This window comes from Angustibacter aerolatus (genome assembly GCF_054776675.1).
The window spans coordinates 1-16,987 of the sequence record NZ_BAAHBM010000012.1 but is presented as its reverse complement, the minus strand read 5'-3'; the positions used below and the strand labels follow the sequence as shown (position 1 = coordinate 16,987).

Sequence of the window (16,987 nt, the reverse complement as noted above, 5' to 3'; positions counted from 1 at the left end):
TTGTCAAGCACCGGATCTCTGGGCTCGGCGGCGCCGAGGTCACGAACGCATCACGTCGGCCCGAGCCCTTGACAGCGATTTCGGACGGCTGCCATGTTGGCGCTAACAACCCTTCGGCACAGTCGCCGTCGGGTCATCGACAACGGGGTCCGATGACTGGGCCCCACCCCCTCGTCACCCACGAACCAAGGGATGGGCTCAGATGTCCGCACGACGCATCGCCACCGCCTGCATCGGCGCCGCCGCCGTCACGTCGCTGGTGGCGGCCTGCAGCACCGGCACCACCTCCGGCTCCTCCGGCAGCGGCAGCAGCAGCTCGAGCACCGCCGCCGCCGTCGAGACCTCCCTCGGCGCCGACGTGGGCGGCATCCCCGCCGCCATCACCGCCGCCGGCGGCACCGAGGAGCTGACCACCCCGAAGCCCGAGGGCGTCTCGGCCCAGTACGGCCCGGTCTGCAAGGCCTCCAGCCTCGGCATCGGCAAGATCGACTTCAAGACCGACACCATCGGGTGGGCGCAGTCGGAGAAGGAGGCCAACCCCTTCCGCATCGCGTCGACCAAGTCGCAGATCGAGGCCGCGAAGGCCAAGGGCTGGAAGCTGCTCACCACGAACGCGCAGTCGAACGTGCAGCAGGAGAACAGCGACATCAAGGGCATGATCGACAAGGGCGCCAAGGCGATCATCTTCTCGCCGATCAACTCCACCGGTCTCGGTGAGGCGATCGCGTACGCGAAGCAGAAGAAGGTCGCGATGATCCCCGTCGACCGCAACATCACCGGCGTCAAGGGCTGCGAGGACGTCGGCCCGCAGCTCGGGTCCGACTTCGTCGAGCAGGGCCGCCGCGCCGCCGACGCGATGATCAAGGCCACGGGCGGCAAGGCCAAGCTCGCCATCCTGCTCGGCGCCTCCGGCGTCAACGTGACCGACGACCGCACCGCCGGCTTCCTCGACCAGCTGAAGAAGCAGAACGCCACCGGCATCGAGGTCGTCTTCCAGCAGACCGCCGACTTCACCCGGGAGAAGGGCAAGAGCGTCACCGAGACGCTGCTGCGCTCGCACCCCGACGTCACCGCGATCTACGCGGAGAACGACGAGATGGGGCTGGGCGCGCTGGCCGCGCTCGACGACGCCGGCAAGTCCGGCACCGACAAGGTGCACATCGTCTCGATCGACGGCACCAAGGGCGCCGTGCAGGCCATCGTCGACGGCAACTTCGACGCGGTCATCGAGTCGAACCCGGCGTACGGCCCGTCGGCGCAGGCCGCGCTCGAGGCGTACGTGAACGGCGACGGCGCACCCGCGGTCACCATCACGACCGACAACCAGTACGACAAGAGCAACGCGGCCCAGGCCATCGCCGACGGCACCGCGTACTGAGCACCCCGGGACACCAGCACATGACCAGCAGCACCAGCCCGCCGACGCTCTCGGTCGTCGGCGCCAGCAAGCGGTTCGCGGGGGTGGACGCCCTCACCGACGTCTCCCTCGACCTGCACCCCGGCTCGGTGCACGCGCTGGTCGGTGAGAACGGCGCCGGCAAGTCGACGCTCATCAAGCTGATGACGGGCGTGCACCAGCTCGACGAGGGCACCGTGCGGCTGCGGGGCGAGGAGGTCGCGTTCTCCTCGCCCCGGGCCGCGCAGCAGGCCGGCATCGCGACGATCTACCAGGAGGTGCACCTCGCGCCGCAGCTCAGCGTGGCGCGCAACTTCTTCCTCGGTCGCGAGCTCACCCGGTTCGGCGCCCTCGACCTGCGCCGGATGCACGACCGGGCGCGCACCGAGCTGCTGCGCTTCGGCATCGACGCCGACGTCCGGCGTCCGCTGGGCGAGCTGGGGCTCGGCGTGCAGCAGATGGTCGCCATCGCCCGCGCCGTCTCGACGGCGGCGGGCGTGGTGATCATGGACGAGCCGACGTCGTCGCTCGAGCCGCGCGAGGTCGACAAGCTGCTCGAGGTCGTGGCGCTGCTGAAGGCGGACGGCGTCTCGGTGGTCTACGTGTCGCACAAGCTCGACGAGGTGTTCCGCGCGTGCGACACCATCACGGTGCTGCGCGACGGGCGGCTGGTGCACACCGGGCCCACCGCCGAGCTCGACAAGCGCGGGCTCATCTCGCTGATGCTCGGCCGCGACGCCGGCGACCTGGCCGGCGGCCGCACCCGGCTCGCGTCGGGGCACGCCGTCGACGACGACGTCGCACCGGTGCTCAGCGCGCGGCACCTGTCGCGGCGGCTGGTGCTGGACGACGTCACGGTCGAGGTGCGGCCGGGCCAGGTCGTCGGCCTCGCGGGGCTGCTCGGCTCGGGCCGCAGCGAGACGGCGAAGGCGGTGTTCGGCGCGATGCCGCTCGACGGCGGCGAGGTGCGGGTGGGCGACACGACGTTCGCGCACCAGACGCCGGCGTCGCGGATCGGGCACGGCGTCGCGATGCTGCCGGAGGACCGCAAGACCGAGGGGATCGTGCCGGACATGTCGATCCGGGACAACATCGGGCTGGCCGCGCTCCCCCAGCTGACCCGCGGCGGGCTGGTGTCGGGGCGCAAGCTCGACGAGCTGGTCGAGGTGTTCGTGCGCAGGCTGCGCATCCGCGCGTCCAGCCCGCTGCAGAAGGTGTCGCAGCTGTCCGGGGGCAACCAGCAGAAGGTGCTGCTCGCCCGGCTGCTGTGCCTCAACCCGCGCGTGCTCCTGCTCGACGAGCCGACGCGCGGCATCGACGTCGGCGCGAAGGCCGAGGTGCAGGCGCTGATCGCCGAGCTGGCGGAGAAGGGCATGGCGGTGGTGATGATCTCGTCCGAGATCGAGGAGGTCGTGGAGGGCAGCGACGACGTCGTCGTGCTGCGCGACGGCCGGCAGGTCGGGCTGCTGCGCGGCGACGCGATCAGCGAGGAGGCGATCATGGACCTCATCGCCGGTGCGGCCGACGACGCGGCCCGCTCCCACGAGGGCGAGGCGGCCCGGTGAGCGCGCAGACCGAGGCCGCGCCCGAGCGCGGGACGAGCGGCCGCACCGTCGCCGAGCGGCTCGGGTACGAGGGCTCGTGGAGCGGCTGGCTGCGCGAGCGCGGCGTGTACCTCGCCCTCGCCGTCCTGGTGCTCTACAACGCGTTCGCCACGACGAACTTCCTGACCACCGACACCATCCAGCTGCTGTTCTCGCAGCTGCCGCCGGTGATCATCGTGTCGCTCGGCATGGCGCTGGTGATCGGCACCGGCGGCGTCGACCTCTCGGTGGGCGCCACCATGGCGATCGCCAGCGCGGTGCTCGCGAAGTTCGTGCTGCCGGCCGGTCAGGGCGGCGTCGGCGCGAGCATCACCGTCGCGATCGCCGCCGCCGTCGTCGCGGGGCTGCTCGTCGGGGTGCTGAACGGCACCGTCGTCGCGGTCGCCCAGGTGCAGCCCATCGTCGCGACGCTGGCGCTGCTGGTGGCCGGCCGCGGCATCGCGCTCGTCATCACCGGCGGCGCCCTCGTCGAGCTGTTCGTGCCGTTCTTCCAGACCGTCCGCAAGGGCGCGCTGGTGGGCATCCCGTACGTGATGCTCGTCGCGGTGCTGCTGGCGCTGCTCATGAGCTTCGTGGTGCGCCGCACCGGGTTCGGCTTCCGCACCCTGGCGATCGGCGGCAACCGCCGGGCCAGCGTGCTGGCCGGGCTGCCGGTGAAGCGCACGCTCGTCACGGTCTACGCGCTGTCCGGTGGGCTGGCCGCCGTCGCAGGCGTCATCGCCACGGCCCGGCTGCGGGCCAGCGACCCGTCGTACATCGGTCTGCTCTTCGAGCTCAGCGCCATCACCGCCGTCGTGGTCGGCGGCACCGCGCTGGACGGCGGCCGAGTGCGCATCCTCGGCACCGTCACGGGGGCGGTGCTGATCCAGCTGCTCGAGACGACCCTGGTGTCGCACAACGTCCCCGACTCCGTCGCCCGCATCGTGGAGGCCGCGATCATCGTCACCGCCGTGTTCGTCCAGCGCAGCTCGAGGAGAGGGTCATGAGCAGCCCGAGCAGCACCAGCAGCCAGGGCGTCGTCACCACCCCCGCCGACGACCCCGGCGTCCGGGCCGCGGCCGACCGGCGTCGCTCGCTGACGTCGATCGTGTCGCGCAACGGCGCCGTGGCGGTGCTGCTGCTGGTGGTGGTGCTCGGCGTCGTGACCGTGCCGTCGTTCGGCTCGGCCGACAACCTGCGCAACGTCGCCCTGGCGGCGTCGTTCATCGGCATCATCGCCGCCGGCATGACGTTCGTGATCATCAGCGGCGGCATCGACCTGTCGGTCGGGTCGACGTACGCGCTGGCGGTCATCCTCTCGGCGTCCGCCGCCCGGTACGGCTCCTGGGCCGCGATCGGGGCCGGGCTCGGTGCGGCCGCGCTCGTCGGCCTGGTGCAGGGCGTGGTCATCTCGTGGCTGCGGCTGCCGCCGTTCATCGTCACGCTGGCCGGGCTCACCGGCGTCCGCGGTCTGGTCTTCCTCATCACGCACGAGGGCAACGACCACCCGCAGATCGAGGGGTTCCGGGTCTTCGAGGTGCTCGGCACCGGCCGGCTGGCCACGATCGGCACGCCGGTCTGGATCATGCTGGTCTGCTTCGCGATCGGCTGGTGGGTGCTGAACCGCACGCCCTTCGGCCAGTCGCTGCAGGCCATCGGCGGCAACCGGCCGGCGGCCGAGCTGATGGGTCTGCCGGTGCGTCGCAACACGGTGACGGTCTACGTCGTGAGCGCCCTGGCGGCCGGGCTCGCCGGCCTGCTGACGACGGCGGTGTCGGGCGGCGGCCAGGAGGCGCGGATCGGCGACTCGTACGAGCTGCAGGCCATCGCGGCCGTGGTCATCGGCGGCACGCTGCTCAGCGGCGGCGTCGGGTCGATGATCGGCTCGCTGGCCGGCGTCAGCCTGCTGTTCGTCATCCAGAACCTGATCGTGCAGGGCGCCAACCTCAACTCGTACGTGCAGCAGGTGGTGTCGGGCGCGTTCCTGCTCGTGGTCGTCATCCTGCAGGCCACGCTGAGCCGCCGGTCGGCGGCCGCGGGGCCGTGAGGACGCGCCCGCAGACCGGCGGCCCGGGACCCCACCCCCGGGCCGCCCTAGACTCGGCCCCGACCGCACGTCGAGCGAGCAGCCAGGGAGCCACCATGCGCCGGCAGGACGCCGACGCGCCGGGGGGCGACCCAGCCCGGCCGCCCGCCATGTCGGACGTCGCGGTGCTCGCCGGCGTCTCGCACCAGACGGTCTCGCGGGTGCTCAACGAGCACCCCAACGTCTCGCGGGCCACCCGCGCGAAGGTGCTCGAGGCCATCGAGGCCCTCGGCTACCGGCGCAACCTGTCGGCGCGGGCCCTGGCCACCGGCCGGTCGAACGTCGTCGGCGTGATCGCGCAGAACACCACGCTCTTCGGGCCGTCGTCGACCATCGCGGCGCTGAGCGTCGCGGCGCTCGACGTCGGCATGGCGGTCACGCTCGGCCACCTGCGCGACTTCGACCGCACCTCGATGCGGGCCACCGTCGACCGGCTGATGAGCCAGGGCGTGGCGGGCATCATCCTGCTGCTGCCGCTGCTGCTGGCCGAGGACGTGATCGGCGCCCTGCCCGGTGACGTGCCGCTGGTCACCGTCGACGGCCCGCCCGACTGGCAGGGGTCGAACGTGCTGGTCGACCAGGAGCGGGGCGGCGTGCTGGCCACCGAGCACCTGCTCGCCGCCGGGCACCGCTCGGTCTGGCACGTCGCGGGTCCGGAGGCGTGGAACGACAGCCGGGCGCGGCAGCGCGGCTGGGAGCGCGCGCTGGCCGACGCCGGGCAGGACGCGCCGCCCGTGCTGCGGGCCGACTGGTCGCCGCGCTCGGGCCACGAGGCCGGGCAGCTGCTGGCGCGCATCCCCGACTGCACCGCCGTCTTCGCTGCCAACGACCACGTGGCGCTCGGCCTGACCCGTGCGCTCGCCGAGCACGGCCGCTCGGTGCCGGGCGACGTGAGCATCGTCGGGTACGACGACGTCCCGGAGTCGGAGTTCTTCAGCCCGCCCCTGACCACCGTGCGCCAGGACTTCGACCGCCTCGGCCACGAGAGCCTCGGCCTGCTCACCCAGCAGCTGCGGGCCGGCGACCGCACGCCGCAGCGGGTGCTGATCGACCCCGTGCTCGTCGAGCGGTCGTCCGTGGTGTCGGCGACGGTGGGCGCATGAGCGACGCGACGCCCGTCCCCGCCTCCGGCACGCAGCTCGAGCTGCAGCACGGCTCCCAGCACGCGGTCGTGGTGACCACCGGTGCCGCCGTCCGCTTGTACTCGGACGGCGGGCGCGACGTCCTGCTGCCGTTCGAGGCCGACGAGGTGGCACCCGCGTTCCACGGCGCGGTGCTCGCGCCCTGGCCGAATCGGTTGCAGGACGGCAGCTACACCTTCGACGGCACCGCGTTCCAGGCGCCGGTGAACGAGATCGGGCGCTCGACGGCGCTGCACGGGCTGGTCGCGTGGACGGCCTGGCGGGTCGACGACGCCGGGCCGGACCGTGCCGTGCTCGGGGTGCGGCTGCCGCCGTCGCCCGCCTACCCGGGCACGCTCGACCTGCAGGTGACCTACGAGCTCGGCGACGACGGGCTCACGGTCACCGCGTCGGCGCAGAACGTGGGCGGTGTGCCCGCGCCGTACGGCATCGGCTTCCACCCGTGGCTCTCGCCCGGCCCCGGCGGGGTCGACGCGTGCACGCTCGAGGTGGCCGCCGCGGGGCACGTCGTCGTCGACGACCGGCTGCTCCCCCGCGGCGTCGACGGCGTCGACCTGGACCCGGCCCACGAGTGGCGCACCGCCCGCCCGCTGCGCGACGTCCTGCTGGACGACGCCTACGTCGAGGTCGAGCGCGCCGCGGACGGTCGCTCCTGGGCGCGCCTGGCCGGCGACGACGGGCACGTCGTCGAGGTCTGGATGGACGACGCCTGCCGGGCCTGGCAGGTCTGCACCGGCGACGCCGTCGAGGACGTCGCGCACCGACGGCGCGGTGTCGCGGTCGAGCCGATGACGTGCGTGGCCGACGCGTTCCGCACCGGCGACGACCTCGTGGTGCTGCCGCCGGGTGCGACGCACCGGGTGCGCTGGGGCGTGGGCCTGCGGCGACCCGCCTGACCCGCCCGGCTCCTAGCGGAGCGAGCCCGCGCCGTCCTCGACGACGCGGCGGGCCAGCTCGCTGATCTTCACGTTCAGCTCGGACGACAGCCGCCGCATGACGCCGAACGCCTGGTCGCTGGTGATGCCGTGCGCGGCCATCAGCAGGCCGACCGCGACACCGATCTCGCGGTTGCTCTCGAGCCCGCGGGTCAGCGTCTCGGCGCGGTCGTGGTCGCTGGCGCTGGTGAGCGCCGCGGTGGCGAACGCCGCCAGCAGCGCACCGGTGTCGCCGGCCGCCTCGTCGAACGCGCCGACGGTGTCGGAGAACAGGTTCAGCGCCCCGACCTTGCGGTCGTCGACGAGCAGCCGGTAGCCGGCCATGCCGCGCACCGGGGTCTCGGCCAGCAGACGGCGGCGCAGCTCGGGCCACGGGTTCTCGGGCAGCGCGATGTCCGGCGTCAGCTGGTAGGCGCGGTCGAGGATGGCGTCGATGCACGGCCCCTCGCGGGTCTCCCGCTCGAGGTCGTCGACCGTCCGCGCGACGTCGTCGGTCGCCGCGACCGTCTCGAACCGGCCGCGGCGCGCGAGCACCAGGCTGGCGTGGTCGCAGCCGGGCACCAGCTGCCGGGCTGTGTCGACGATGGCCTGCTGCACGGTCTCGGCACCGGGACGGGCGTTCACCACGGCGGCGAGGTCGGCGAAGGTGCTGGCGACGGTCGGATCGATCACGGGAGGCAGTATCGCCCGAACGGCTGCGACCCACTACCCGTCGGGCTGCAACGACCCGGTGCGCGCCGGCGGGTGCGCTCCGGACCCGTGCGGTAGAAGAGACGCATGGAGCCGTTGCCCGAGGTGCGTGAGGCCGCGACGCAGCTGAACCGGCTGAACCCCGACACCGACTTCCTCGGGGTGCTGGGCGACGTGGCCGATCGCGCGCAGCGGTTGGTGCCGTCGTGCGTCGGGGTCAGCGTCACCGTGCTCGTCGACGACCGGCCGTACACGCTCACCTCCACCAGCGACGAGATCGCCGTGCTCGACGGCGCGCAGTACGTCGACGGCGGCCCGTGCGTCGACGCCGCCCGCACCCTCGACCAGGTCGACGTGCTGGACGTCCTCGACGAACAGCGGTGGACGCTGTTCGCCCGCGCCGCCGGCGCGTCCGGCGTCCGCTCGACGCTGTCGATGCCGTTGTACGCCGCGGGCAGCCAGCTGCCGGGTGCGATCAACCTCTACGCCAGCGAGCCGGACGCCTTCGCCGGCAGCCGCGACGAGCTGGCGGCGGTGTTCCATGCGCCCGTCGAGAGCCTGGTGGACGACGCCGACCTGTCGTTCACCACCCGCGACCGAGCGCGCGAGCTACCCGACCAGGTCGCCGAGGACGGGCTCGTCGACGTGGCGTCCGGCATCCTGCTCGCCGAGCGGCAGTGGTCGCCGCAGCTGAGCCGCCGGCGGATGCAGGAGGCCGCGGACCAGGCGCACGTGTCGCTCTCGGCCGTCGCCCGCACGGTCATCGAGCTGCGCGCCTAGCCTCCGCGCCGTCCCGTCGACGGGCGCGTCACCCGCGCAGCTGCTTCGCGAGCGGGCAGCCGAACGGGTCGGGGGCTCGCGATCCGACCGTCCGCAGGTGGGTCAGGACGGCGCGGAAGGCGGCGACCAGCGAGGTCTCGGTGTAGGTGACGCCCTGCTGCTCGCAGTGCGCCCGGACGAGCGGACGCGCCCGGCGCAGGTTCACCCGCGGCATGCTCGGGAAGAGGTGGTGCTCGACCTGGTGGTTCAACCCGCCCATGAGCAGGTCGACGAACCACCCGCCGGTCACGTTGCGCGACATGAGCACCTGCCGGCTGAGGAAGTCGAGCTTCGCGTCCCGCGGCACGACGGGCATGCCGGTGTGGTTCGGGGCGAAGGCACCACCCAGGTGGACGCCGAACAGCGCCAGGTGCACGGCCACGAAGGCGGCCGCCTTGCCGGGCGACAGCACCAGCAGCAGCCCGCCCAGGTAGAGCGTCCAGTGCGTCACGACCAGCGCGACGTCGCGCAGCCGGCCGCGCCGCGGCCCGCCGCGCACCAGCGACCGCACGCTGTCGGCGTGCAGGTTGAACCCCTCGAGCGCGAGCAGGGGGAAGAACCACCAGGCCTGGCGGTGCGCGAGCCAGGCAAGCACGCCGGTGCGCGAGCGAGCGGCGTCGTCGTGGAACGAGAGCACCTTCGACTCCACGTCGCCGTCGGTGCCGAGCCGGTTCGGCGCCTGGTGGTGCGGGTTGTGCTTGCCCTGCCACCACGAGTAGCTCAGGCCGGTCATCAGGCACGCGAACACCCGGCCGGTCCACTCGTTGGCGCGCGCGGTGGCGAACACCTGCCGGTGGGCGCCGTCGTGGCCGAGGTAGGCGCACTGGGTGAGCACCAGCGCCAGCGCGGCGGCCATCAGCAGGGTCAGCCACGAGTCGCCCAGCAGCACGACGCCGGTGACGACGCCGCCCAGCCCGGCGGCGACCAGCGCGATGACGGCGGCGTAGTAGCCGCGGCGCCGGTGCAGCAGCCCGGCCGCCTGCACCTGCCGCGACAGCGCCGCGTAGGTGCTGGCCTGGCGGGCCTGCCGGCCCGCCGGTGCGTCGGGGGGCGCCGCCGCGCGCGAGGTGGTGGTCGTGGTCATCGGACCGCCTGCCGTGAGGTGTCGTGCGCGTCGGCCTGGGTCCGGGGCCCTACCGTTCGACGCTACCCCGGTCGGTCAGCCGACGCCGAGCTGAGCCGGGTCGAGATCTCCGTCGAGCACGGACCGCGCGATGTCGGTCAGCCGGCCACCCGAGCGGCGGGCGTAGCCGCGCATGTGCTGGAAGGCCGCGTCGACCTCGAGCCCCGTGCGGGCGGCGAGCGCACCCTTCGCCTGCTCGATGAGCACCCGGCTCTGCAGGGCGCCCTGCAGCTGCTCGGTCAGCACGGTCTGCTCGCGCAGCGTGCGCTCCTGCAGCAGGCCGATCGTCGCGACGTCGGCCAGCGCCTGCCCGACCGCGAGCTCCTCGGCGGTCATCGGCACGTCGTCCGCGGCGAACAGGTTCAGGCCGCCGACGACCTGCCGGCGGAGCCGCATGGGCAGCGCGTGCGCCGTGACGAACCCGGCGCTCTGCAGCCCGGCGACGAACCGCGGCCAGCGCGAGCGCGCGTCGTGCTGCTCGACGTTCACCACCTGCTGACCGGTGTGGAAGCTGTCGAGGCAGGGACCCTGCTCGACCTGCAGCTCGAACAGCTCGACCAGCCGCGAGCGCTCGGTGGTGCTCGCCACCAGGCGCAGCGTGCCGTGCTCGTTCGCCAGCATCAGCCCCGCTGCCCGCGCGGGCAGCAGCTCGACGCACCGCTCGCACAGCAGCGCCAGGAAGTCGACCACGTCGTAGTCGTCGACCAGCGTGTCGGCCAGCTCGACGAACACCTCCGCCAGGCGTGTGGTCTCAGCCATCGGAATCATCCCTCTCGTGCCCCCGTCGGTTGCCGCCGACGTCGGGGGCGACGTCCGGCGCGGTCCAGAAGTCGATCCGTCGCGCGAGCACGTCGCGCGACAGCTTCAGCAGCGGCACGCCGGACGCCCAGGCGTGCGCACGCAGCAGCACCAGCGCGTCACCCAGCGGCACCTGCGCCAGCACGCTCAGGGCGCCGGTGGCCTGGTGCACCTCGTCGCGGTCCTCGACGACGGGCAGCGGCAGCAGCTCGTCGTCCGGCACGGTGACGTGCCGCGTGACGTGCAGCATGACGGTCGTGGCGGCCTCGGCCCAGGCCAGCGCCTCGACGAGGGCGTCGTGCGACAGGTGGCCGACGCGGTCGCGGTAGAGGTCGAGCACCCCGACCCGCAGGCCCCCGACCCGCAGCGGGAAGGCGAACGCGGCGCAGATGCCGGCGCGCAGCGCGCCGTCGGTGAACGTCGGGTACCGAGACGGACCGGTGCGCGCCAGGTCGGGGTGCAGGGCCGGCCGGCCGTGCTCCGAGGCGTCGACGCACGGACCCTCGCCCAGCGAGAACTGCAGCTGCTCGGCGGTCACCGCGACGCCGTTGCTCGCCGCCACCGTGCCGAGCGGTCCCAGATCGTTCATGAGGATCAACCCCGCCCCCGTCACCTGCACCGCCTCGGCGCACTCGTCGACCAGCCGCTGCGCGAGCGCACGGTCGTCCGTGGGGGGTCGGGTCAGCTGGCTGAGGATCTGGGCTGACCTCCTCGACGGCATCCGTCCTCCGGTCCTGGGGCAGTGGCCGCCGGGCAGGGAACGGATGCTCCGACCCTAGTGCACCGACGTCTGGCGCGTTCACCCTGCGCGGCGGTCTCAGCGCAGCGGCTCCAGGCGTCGGGGGCGCAGCCGGCGCTTGCTGGCGTACATGTCGCGGTCGGCCGCGGCCAGGGCGTCGAGCGCGCGCACGGCCGGTGGGCGCAGCTGCGCGTGCCCGACGGCGACGGAGACCTCGACCGTCGCCCCGTCGGGCGTCTCGAACGGTCCGCCGACGGCTGCCTCGAGCGCGCGGGCCAGCGCGGCCGCCGCGAGCGGCCCGGCCCCGGTGCTCAGCACCGCGAACTCGTCGCCGCCGGTCCGCGCCGCGGTGTCGCCGTCGCGCAGGGCCGCCCGCAGCCGGTGGGCGACCTCGACGAGCACCTGGTCGCCCACCACGTGCCCGTGCTCGTCGTTGACCGCCTTGAAGTGGTCCAGGTCGAGCACCAGCACCGCCCCGGCGGGCTCGGTCTCGTCGCGCCGGCGCCCGCCGGGCCGGGCCGTGCCCCGCAGCAGGTGGGCGAACGCCGTCTGGTTGAGCAGCCCGGTCAGGCCGTCGAGCTGCAGCCGGCGCAGCAGCTCGGCCCGCTCCGCGACGTCGTCGGTGACGTCCTGCGCCACCAGCCCCACCCCGGACGGCCCGTCGGGCGAGACGTGCAGCGGGAACGCCAGCGCCCGCCAGGTCTCGCCGGCCGCGTGGGTCAACCGCACCTCGGCCCCCTCGAGCCGGCCCTCCGCGACCGCGTGCAGCAGCGTCAGCTCCGCCCGCGAGACGCCGGGCAGCAGCTGGCGCAGACGCCGACCGAGCAGCGACCCGCGCAGGGTGCCGGCTGCCAGGTCGTGGAAGCGCGGGTTGGCGCTGGTGCACCGCAGCGCCAGATCGAAGCTGGCGATCGCGACCGGGGCCAGGGCGACCGCCCGGTCGCCGGAGGCCATGGCGGTGAACGGGTCCGGTGCCTCGCCGGGCGACCGGGCCGGCCGCACCCGCCGGAGCCGGTCAGGCGTCGACACGGTGAGCCTGGCGCGGGTGCGTCGCCGGACGGCGACGGGGGACGTCGGGCAGGGTGCCGGCGAGGGCGACCAGCTCGGCGAGGTCGCGCACCTTGACGTTCAGGTGCTGCGACGTGCCGACGAGCAGCTGCCACGCCTCGTCGGCGTCGAGGTGCCGGCTGGCCATCAGCACGCCCTTCGCCTGCCCGATGCGGTCGCGGTGCAGGAGCGCCTCCTGCAGCTGTGCGATCACCTCGTGGGCCGCGGCCAGCTCGCTCGTCAGCGCCTCCAGCCCGGTGCGCGCGGGCGGCGCGGCGCGTGGCCCCCGGCGGTCCGGGTCGAGCGCGCCGGCGGCGCGGCGGGTGCCGGACGGACGACTGAGCGAGTCCTCGGCCATGATCGAGTCCCTCGAACGGTTCAGCTCGGGCTGAGTCGGGTCCAGGACTCCGTGAACCGTGACAGCACGTCACGGCGTCGAACGCTCAGAGCATAGGGCAGTTCGTCACGACCTGGACAGACCCTCTGCGCCGCGGCTCAGAACGAGTCCCCACCGAAGTCGCCGCCACCTCCGAAGTCGCCCCCGCCGAGGTCGCCGCCGCCGAAGCCGCCGTCGCCGAAGCCACCGCCCGGGTCGTCGCCGTACCCGCCGCCCGACGCGTCGTCGAAGCCCGCGCCGTCGGCCTGCACGTCCCCGCCGTCCCCGCCGTCCCCGCCGTCGGAGCCGTCGGAGCCGTCCCCGCCGTCGGAGCCGTCGGAGCCGTCCCCGGAACCGTCCCCTGCCTCGGCGGCCTCGGGCGAGTCGCCGTACCCGTCGAAGAGCGCGTCGGCGACGGCCGACCCGATGACCACGCCGGCGATGGTGCCCATCATCGAGCCCATGATCGAACCGCCCATGCCCATCCCGAACCCGCCGCCGCCGAACCCACCGCCGTAGCCGCCGCCGAAGCCGCCGCGGCTGAACGTCTGCTCGAGGTACCCCGGACGTCGCAGCTCGGCCCGGGTCGCGGTGCGCGCCAGGGACTGCGGGTCGTCACCGGCGGGCCGCTCCCCCGGCGGCAGGTCGCGGCTCAGCTCCTCGAGCACCTGGCTGCGCTGCTGCGGCGTGAGGCGGCCGAACGCCTCGGCGTGCACGCGCTCCAGCTCCTCGGGCGGAGCGGTGCGCAGCAGGTAGCGGTACCGCGCGACGGCCCGCTCGTCGTCGCCCTGCGGCCCGCCGGCCGGTCGCGGCGCCTGCGGCACCTGCTGCTGCGCGGGCGGCTGCCAGCCACCCTGCTGTCGAGGTTCGCGGCCGAGGAGCCGATCGAGGAAGCCCATGCCGACACCCTCGTGCACGCCCTCCCCCTCGGCAACGCGGGCGCGGGCTACGCTCCGCCAGACGTCGTCGTCCGGCCAGAGGGAGCGCGCGTGGCACAGGCCGACCTCGCGCTGCCCGCGCCCGCCGACCGGCTCCCGGAGTACGGCCACGACGCGCTCGTCGTCTGCGACAACCTCGTGCGGATCTACCAGACCGAGGCCGTCGAGGTGCAGGCGCTGCAGGGGCTCGACCTGCTCGTCCACGAGGGCGAGCTGGTCGCGATCGTCGGGGCCTCGGGGTCGGGCAAGTCGACGCTGCTGTCGGTGCTGGCCGGCGTCGACGCACCCACCGCCGGCCGCGCCACCGTGGCCGGGCACGACCTGCTCGGCATGGGGCGGGCCGAGCGGGTGCGCTACCGCCGGCACGTCGTCGGGTTCGTGCGGCAGCAGACCGCCCGCAACCTGGTGCCGTACCTGACCGCGGCGCAGGTGGTCGACCTGCCGATGACGCTGGCCGGGGTGCCGCGGACCGAGCGCCGCGAGCGGGTGGCCGAGCTGCTCGAGACCGTCGGCGTCGCCGACCTCGCCCGGCGACGCCCGGCGCAGCTGTCGGGCGGCGAGCAGCAGCGGGTCGCGATCTGCGTGGCGCTGGCCAACCGGCCGCGGGTGCTGCTGGCCGACGAGCCGACCGGCGAGCTCGACAGCGAGAGCGCGCAGCAGGTGTTCGAGGCCCTGCGCACGGCCAACCGGCAGCTCGGGGCGACGGTCGTGATCGTCACGCACGACGCCGCGGTGAGCGGCCAGGTGGCGCGCACGGTCGCCATCCGCGACGGGCGCACCAGCAGCGAGGTGCTCCGCGGCGGCGGCGACGGCGCGGACGACGGCGCCGTCGAGTACGCCGTGATGGACCGGGCGGGCCGGGTGCAGGTGCCGCGCGAGCACCGCGAGGCGCTCGAGCTGACCCGCCGGGTGCGGCTCTCGCTGGAGGGCGACCACGTCGCCGTCCGCCGCGACGGGCCACCGGTGCGACCCACCGGTGCCGACGGTGCCGACGGTGCCGACGGTGCCGACGGCGCGGACGACGGGCCCGGCCCGGCGGGCCGGCACCGCGCGGGCCCGTCGTGAGCGAGCCGATGGTGCGGGCCCGGGGGCTGAGCCGCACCTACGGCGACGGCGCGCAGGCCGTGCACGCGCTGCGCGAGGTGTCGTTCGACGTCGCGCCCGGCGAGATGGTCGCGGTGGTCGGCCGCTCGGGTTCGGGCAAGACGACGCTGCTGAACCTGGTGGGCGGCCTCGACCGACCGGACGCCGGCACCGTGGTCGTCGACGGCACCGACGTGTCCGCCCTGGACGACGACGGGCTGAGCCGGCTGCGCCGCGAGTCGGTGTCGTACGTGTTCCAGACCTTCGGGCTGCTGCCGGTGCTGACCGCCGCGGAGAACGTCGGGGTGCCGCTGCGCATGCGCCGCACGCCGGTCGCCGAGCGCGAGCAGCGGGTCGCGCTGCTGCTCGACCTCGTCGGGCTGCGCGAGCACGCCGGCCAGCGGCCCGGCGAGCTGTCGGGCGGCCAGCAGCAGCGGGTGGCGATCGCCCGCGCGCTGGCGGCGTCGCCGCGCCTGCTGCTGGCCGACGAGCCGACCGGCGAGCTCGACGCCGACACCGGGCGCGCGGTGATGGCGCTGCTGCGCGCGCTCGTCGAGTCGGAGGGCGTGACCGTGCTGGTGGCGACCCACGACCCGGTGATGATGTCGCTGGCCGACCGCGTGCTGCGGATCGGCGACGGCCGGCTGCAGCCGTGACGCCGAGCCGGTGCTAGGGCTGGTCGCACGCCGGGCGCTCGCCCAGCGACGGCTGCTGGCCGGCGTGCTCGCCCTGGTGACCGTCGGCGCGACCCTGCTCGGCGTCTGCACGCTGCTGCTGACGGTGACCCAGGAGCGGGCGCTCACCCGCGACGTCCAGCGCCGTCCGGCGTCCGACGTCGCGGTGACGGCCTACCTGGTGACGGTCGCCGGCGCCGACGCCGCGTCGGTGCGCGACGGGGCCCGGGCGGTGGTCGGCGCCGCGCCCGCGCCGCCGCCGTCCGGCACGGCGACCACCACGGTGACGGCGATGCGCCGGCTGCCGGGCGGCCGCGGTGTCGGGTACCTCGAGAGCGTCGACGACGTCGCGGCCCGCGCGCGGCTCACCGCCGGCACCTGGCCCGCACAGCAGCCGGGTGCCGTGCTCCAGGCGGCCGTGCCCGAGCGCACCGCGCAGCAGCTCGGGCTGCGCGTCGGCAGCCGGCTCGCGCTCGGCGCCGAGACCCGCGCCGTCACGGGCGGGCAGGCGGTCGAGCGGCCGGTGCAGGTCAGGGTCGTCGGCACGTTCCGGCCGGGCTCGCGCGACGCGTGGAGCCGAGACCCGTTGCGCGGCAACGGGTTCGACCCCGACTACACCGACGGCACGGTGCCGGCGCCGGCGTACGGGCCCTTCCTCGTCGACGCCGACGCGCTGCTGGGCACCGGCTCGACCGTCGACTCGATGCAGGTGGTCGGCACCCCCGACCTGCGCGGCGTCACGAGCAGCTCGCTCACCCGCGTGGCCGCGAACGCGCAGATGGCGGACGCCCGGTTGACGGCGCGGGTCGGTGACCGGGTGCGCATCGAGCGCGTCGCCTCCGACCTGCCGCAGACCCTCGCCACGGCGCACGAGCAGCAGGCGGTGGCCCGCTCGGCGGTGCTGGTCGTGCTGCTGCTCGGCGGCGCGCTGGCGGTGACCGCGCTGCTGCTCGCCGGGCGGCTGACGTCGGTGGTGCGGGCCGACGAGCAGGCGCTGCTCGTGTCGCTCGGCGCCGGTCGCCGCCGGCTGGCCGGCACCGCGGCCGTCGAGTCGCTGCTGCTGGCCGCGGTCGCCACCGTCGTGTCGGTGCCGCTGGCCGCCGTCCTGCACTCCCGACTCACCCACCGTCCCGAGCTCGCCGCGGCCGGGCTCGCCCAGGCGCCGCAGGTGACCGGCCCGCTGCTGCTCGTCGTCGGCGCGGCCGCGCTCGTCATGACCGACGCGCTCGTCGCACCGGCCCTCGCGGCGCGACCGCAGCGACCGCCCACCCGCAGCCGCGCCGGTGCCGTCGCCCTGGTGGGCGCCGGCCTGCTGCTGCCGGTGCTCGCCGTCGTCGGCTGGTGGCAGCTGCGCTCGCAGTCGGCGACGGTCGGCTCGGGCGGCGACGCGGTGCAGGTCGTGGCTCCCGTGCTGTGCGTCGCGGTGGCCGGCGCCGTCGCCCTGCGCCTGCTGCCCGCGCTGCTGGCACCCGCGGCCCGCGCGGCCGTCACCGGGGGCACGCTGCTGCTGCCGCTCGCGGTGCTCGAGGCGGCGCGCCGTCCGCGTGCGGTCACCGCC

16 protein-coding genes and 1 pseudogene are annotated in these 16,987 nt (G+C 74.8%); 10 read left to right on the top strand and 7 right to left on the bottom strand.

Annotated features, from left to right (window positions below):
• The first annotated feature begins 202 nt into the window (after positions 1-202).
• From ACYVI6_RS04885 to ACYVI6_RS04860, 6 genes are all read left to right on the top strand, one after another.
• Positions 203-1,378 carry a substrate-binding domain-containing protein gene (locus ACYVI6_RS04885; RefSeq protein WP_460445288.1) on the top strand — a complete coding sequence of 392 codons (1,176 nt, stop codon included), beginning with the start codon at positions 203-205 and terminating at the stop codon, positions 1,376-1,378.
• Positions 1,379-1,398: 20 nt separating this feature from the next.
• Positions 1,399-2,961 (top strand): sugar ABC transporter ATP-binding protein, encoded by a 1,563-nt coding sequence (locus ACYVI6_RS04880; protein ID WP_460445287.1) that lies wholly within the window; start codon positions 1,399-1,401, stop codon positions 2,959-2,961.
• Between the two features lie 89 nt (positions 2,962-3,050).
• Positions 3,051-3,986, top strand: coding sequence for an ABC transporter permease (locus ACYVI6_RS04875; RefSeq protein ID WP_460445336.1), 936 nt, complete (start codon positions 3,051-3,053; stop codon positions 3,984-3,986).
• Positions 3,983-5,026, top strand: coding sequence for an ABC transporter permease (locus tag ACYVI6_RS04870; RefSeq protein WP_460445286.1), 1,044 nt, complete (start codon positions 3,983-3,985; stop codon positions 5,024-5,026). The genes ACYVI6_RS04875 and ACYVI6_RS04870 overlap by 4 nt, the downstream gene beginning before the upstream one ends.
• 95 nt (positions 5,027-5,121) lie before the next feature.
• Positions 5,122-6,168, top strand: a complete 1,047-nt coding sequence (locus ACYVI6_RS04865; RefSeq protein ID WP_460445285.1) for a LacI family DNA-binding transcriptional regulator — start codon at positions 5,122-5,124, stop codon at positions 6,166-6,168.
• A complete protein-coding gene (locus tag ACYVI6_RS04860; RefSeq protein ID WP_460445284.1) occupies positions 6,165-7,103 on the top strand; it encodes an aldose 1-epimerase family protein in 939 nt (312 codons plus the stop codon). Before ACYVI6_RS04865 ends, ACYVI6_RS04860 begins: the two co-directional genes overlap by 4 nt.
• 12 nt (positions 7,104-7,115) lie before the next feature.
• Here the strand turns inward: ACYVI6_RS04860 and ACYVI6_RS04855 are convergent, their stop codons facing one another.
• Positions 7,116-7,814, bottom strand: coding sequence for a GAF and ANTAR domain-containing protein (locus ACYVI6_RS04855; protein ID WP_460445283.1), 699 nt, complete (start codon positions 7,812-7,814; stop codon positions 7,116-7,118).
• A 105-nt stretch (positions 7,815-7,919) separates the two neighbouring features.
• Here ACYVI6_RS04855 and ACYVI6_RS04850 point away from each other — a divergent pair, with 105 nt between their 5' ends.
• Positions 7,920-8,612 (top strand): GAF domain-containing protein, encoded by a 693-nt coding sequence (locus ACYVI6_RS04850; protein WP_460445282.1) that lies wholly within the window; start codon positions 7,920-7,922, stop codon positions 8,610-8,612.
• Positions 8,613-8,640: 28 nt separating this feature from the next.
• Here ACYVI6_RS04850 and ACYVI6_RS04845 read toward each other — a convergent pair whose 3' ends face one another.
• From ACYVI6_RS04845 to ACYVI6_RS04820, 6 genes are all read right to left on the bottom strand, one after another.
• Positions 8,641-9,735: an acyl-CoA desaturase gene (locus ACYVI6_RS04845; protein ID WP_460445281.1), complete on the bottom strand. Its 1,095-nt coding sequence runs from the start codon at positions 9,733-9,735 to the stop codon at positions 8,641-8,643.
• 75 nt (positions 9,736-9,810) lie between these two features.
• Entirely contained in the window at positions 9,811-10,533 is a 723-nt protein-coding gene (locus ACYVI6_RS04840; RefSeq protein ID WP_460445280.1) for a GAF and ANTAR domain-containing protein, read from the bottom strand.
• Positions 10,526-11,293, bottom strand: coding sequence for a GAF domain-containing protein (locus ACYVI6_RS04835; RefSeq protein ID WP_460445279.1), 768 nt, complete (start codon positions 11,291-11,293; stop codon positions 10,526-10,528). The genes ACYVI6_RS04840 and ACYVI6_RS04835 overlap by 8 nt, the downstream gene beginning before the upstream one ends.
• Before the next feature lie 96 nt (positions 11,294-11,389).
• Complete coding sequence (locus tag ACYVI6_RS04830; protein ID WP_460445278.1) at positions 11,390-12,340, bottom strand: GGDEF domain-containing protein; 951 nt, start codon at positions 12,338-12,340, stop codon at positions 11,390-11,392.
• Positions 12,327-12,716 carry an ANTAR domain-containing protein gene (locus ACYVI6_RS04825; RefSeq protein WP_460445277.1) on the bottom strand — a complete coding sequence of 130 codons (390 nt, stop codon included), beginning with the start codon at positions 12,714-12,716 and terminating at the stop codon, positions 12,327-12,329. The genes ACYVI6_RS04830 and ACYVI6_RS04825 overlap by 14 nt, the downstream gene beginning before the upstream one ends.
• Positions 12,717-12,853: 137 nt before the next feature.
• Complete coding sequence (locus ACYVI6_RS04820) at positions 12,854-13,633, bottom strand: hypothetical protein (protein ID WP_460445335.1); 780 nt, start codon at positions 13,631-13,633, stop codon at positions 12,854-12,856.
• 90 nt (positions 13,634-13,723) lie between these two features.
• Between ACYVI6_RS04820 and ACYVI6_RS04815 the strand changes: the two genes are divergently transcribed.
• The 3 genes and pseudogenes from ACYVI6_RS04815 to ACYVI6_RS04805 form a co-directional block, all read left to right on the top strand.
• A complete protein-coding gene (locus ACYVI6_RS04815) occupies positions 13,724-14,737 on the top strand; it encodes an ABC transporter ATP-binding protein (RefSeq protein WP_460445276.1) in 1,014 nt (337 codons plus the stop codon).
• Positions 14,738-14,745: 8 nt separating this feature from the next.
• On the top strand, positions 14,746-15,411 hold the full coding sequence (locus tag ACYVI6_RS04810) for an ABC transporter ATP-binding protein (RefSeq protein ID WP_460445334.1): 666 nt from the start codon (positions 14,746-14,748) through the stop codon (positions 15,409-15,411).
• 10 nt (positions 15,412-15,421) lie between these two features.
• A pseudogene (locus ACYVI6_RS04805) lies at positions 15,422-16,987 on the top strand (permease); the annotation flags it as partial.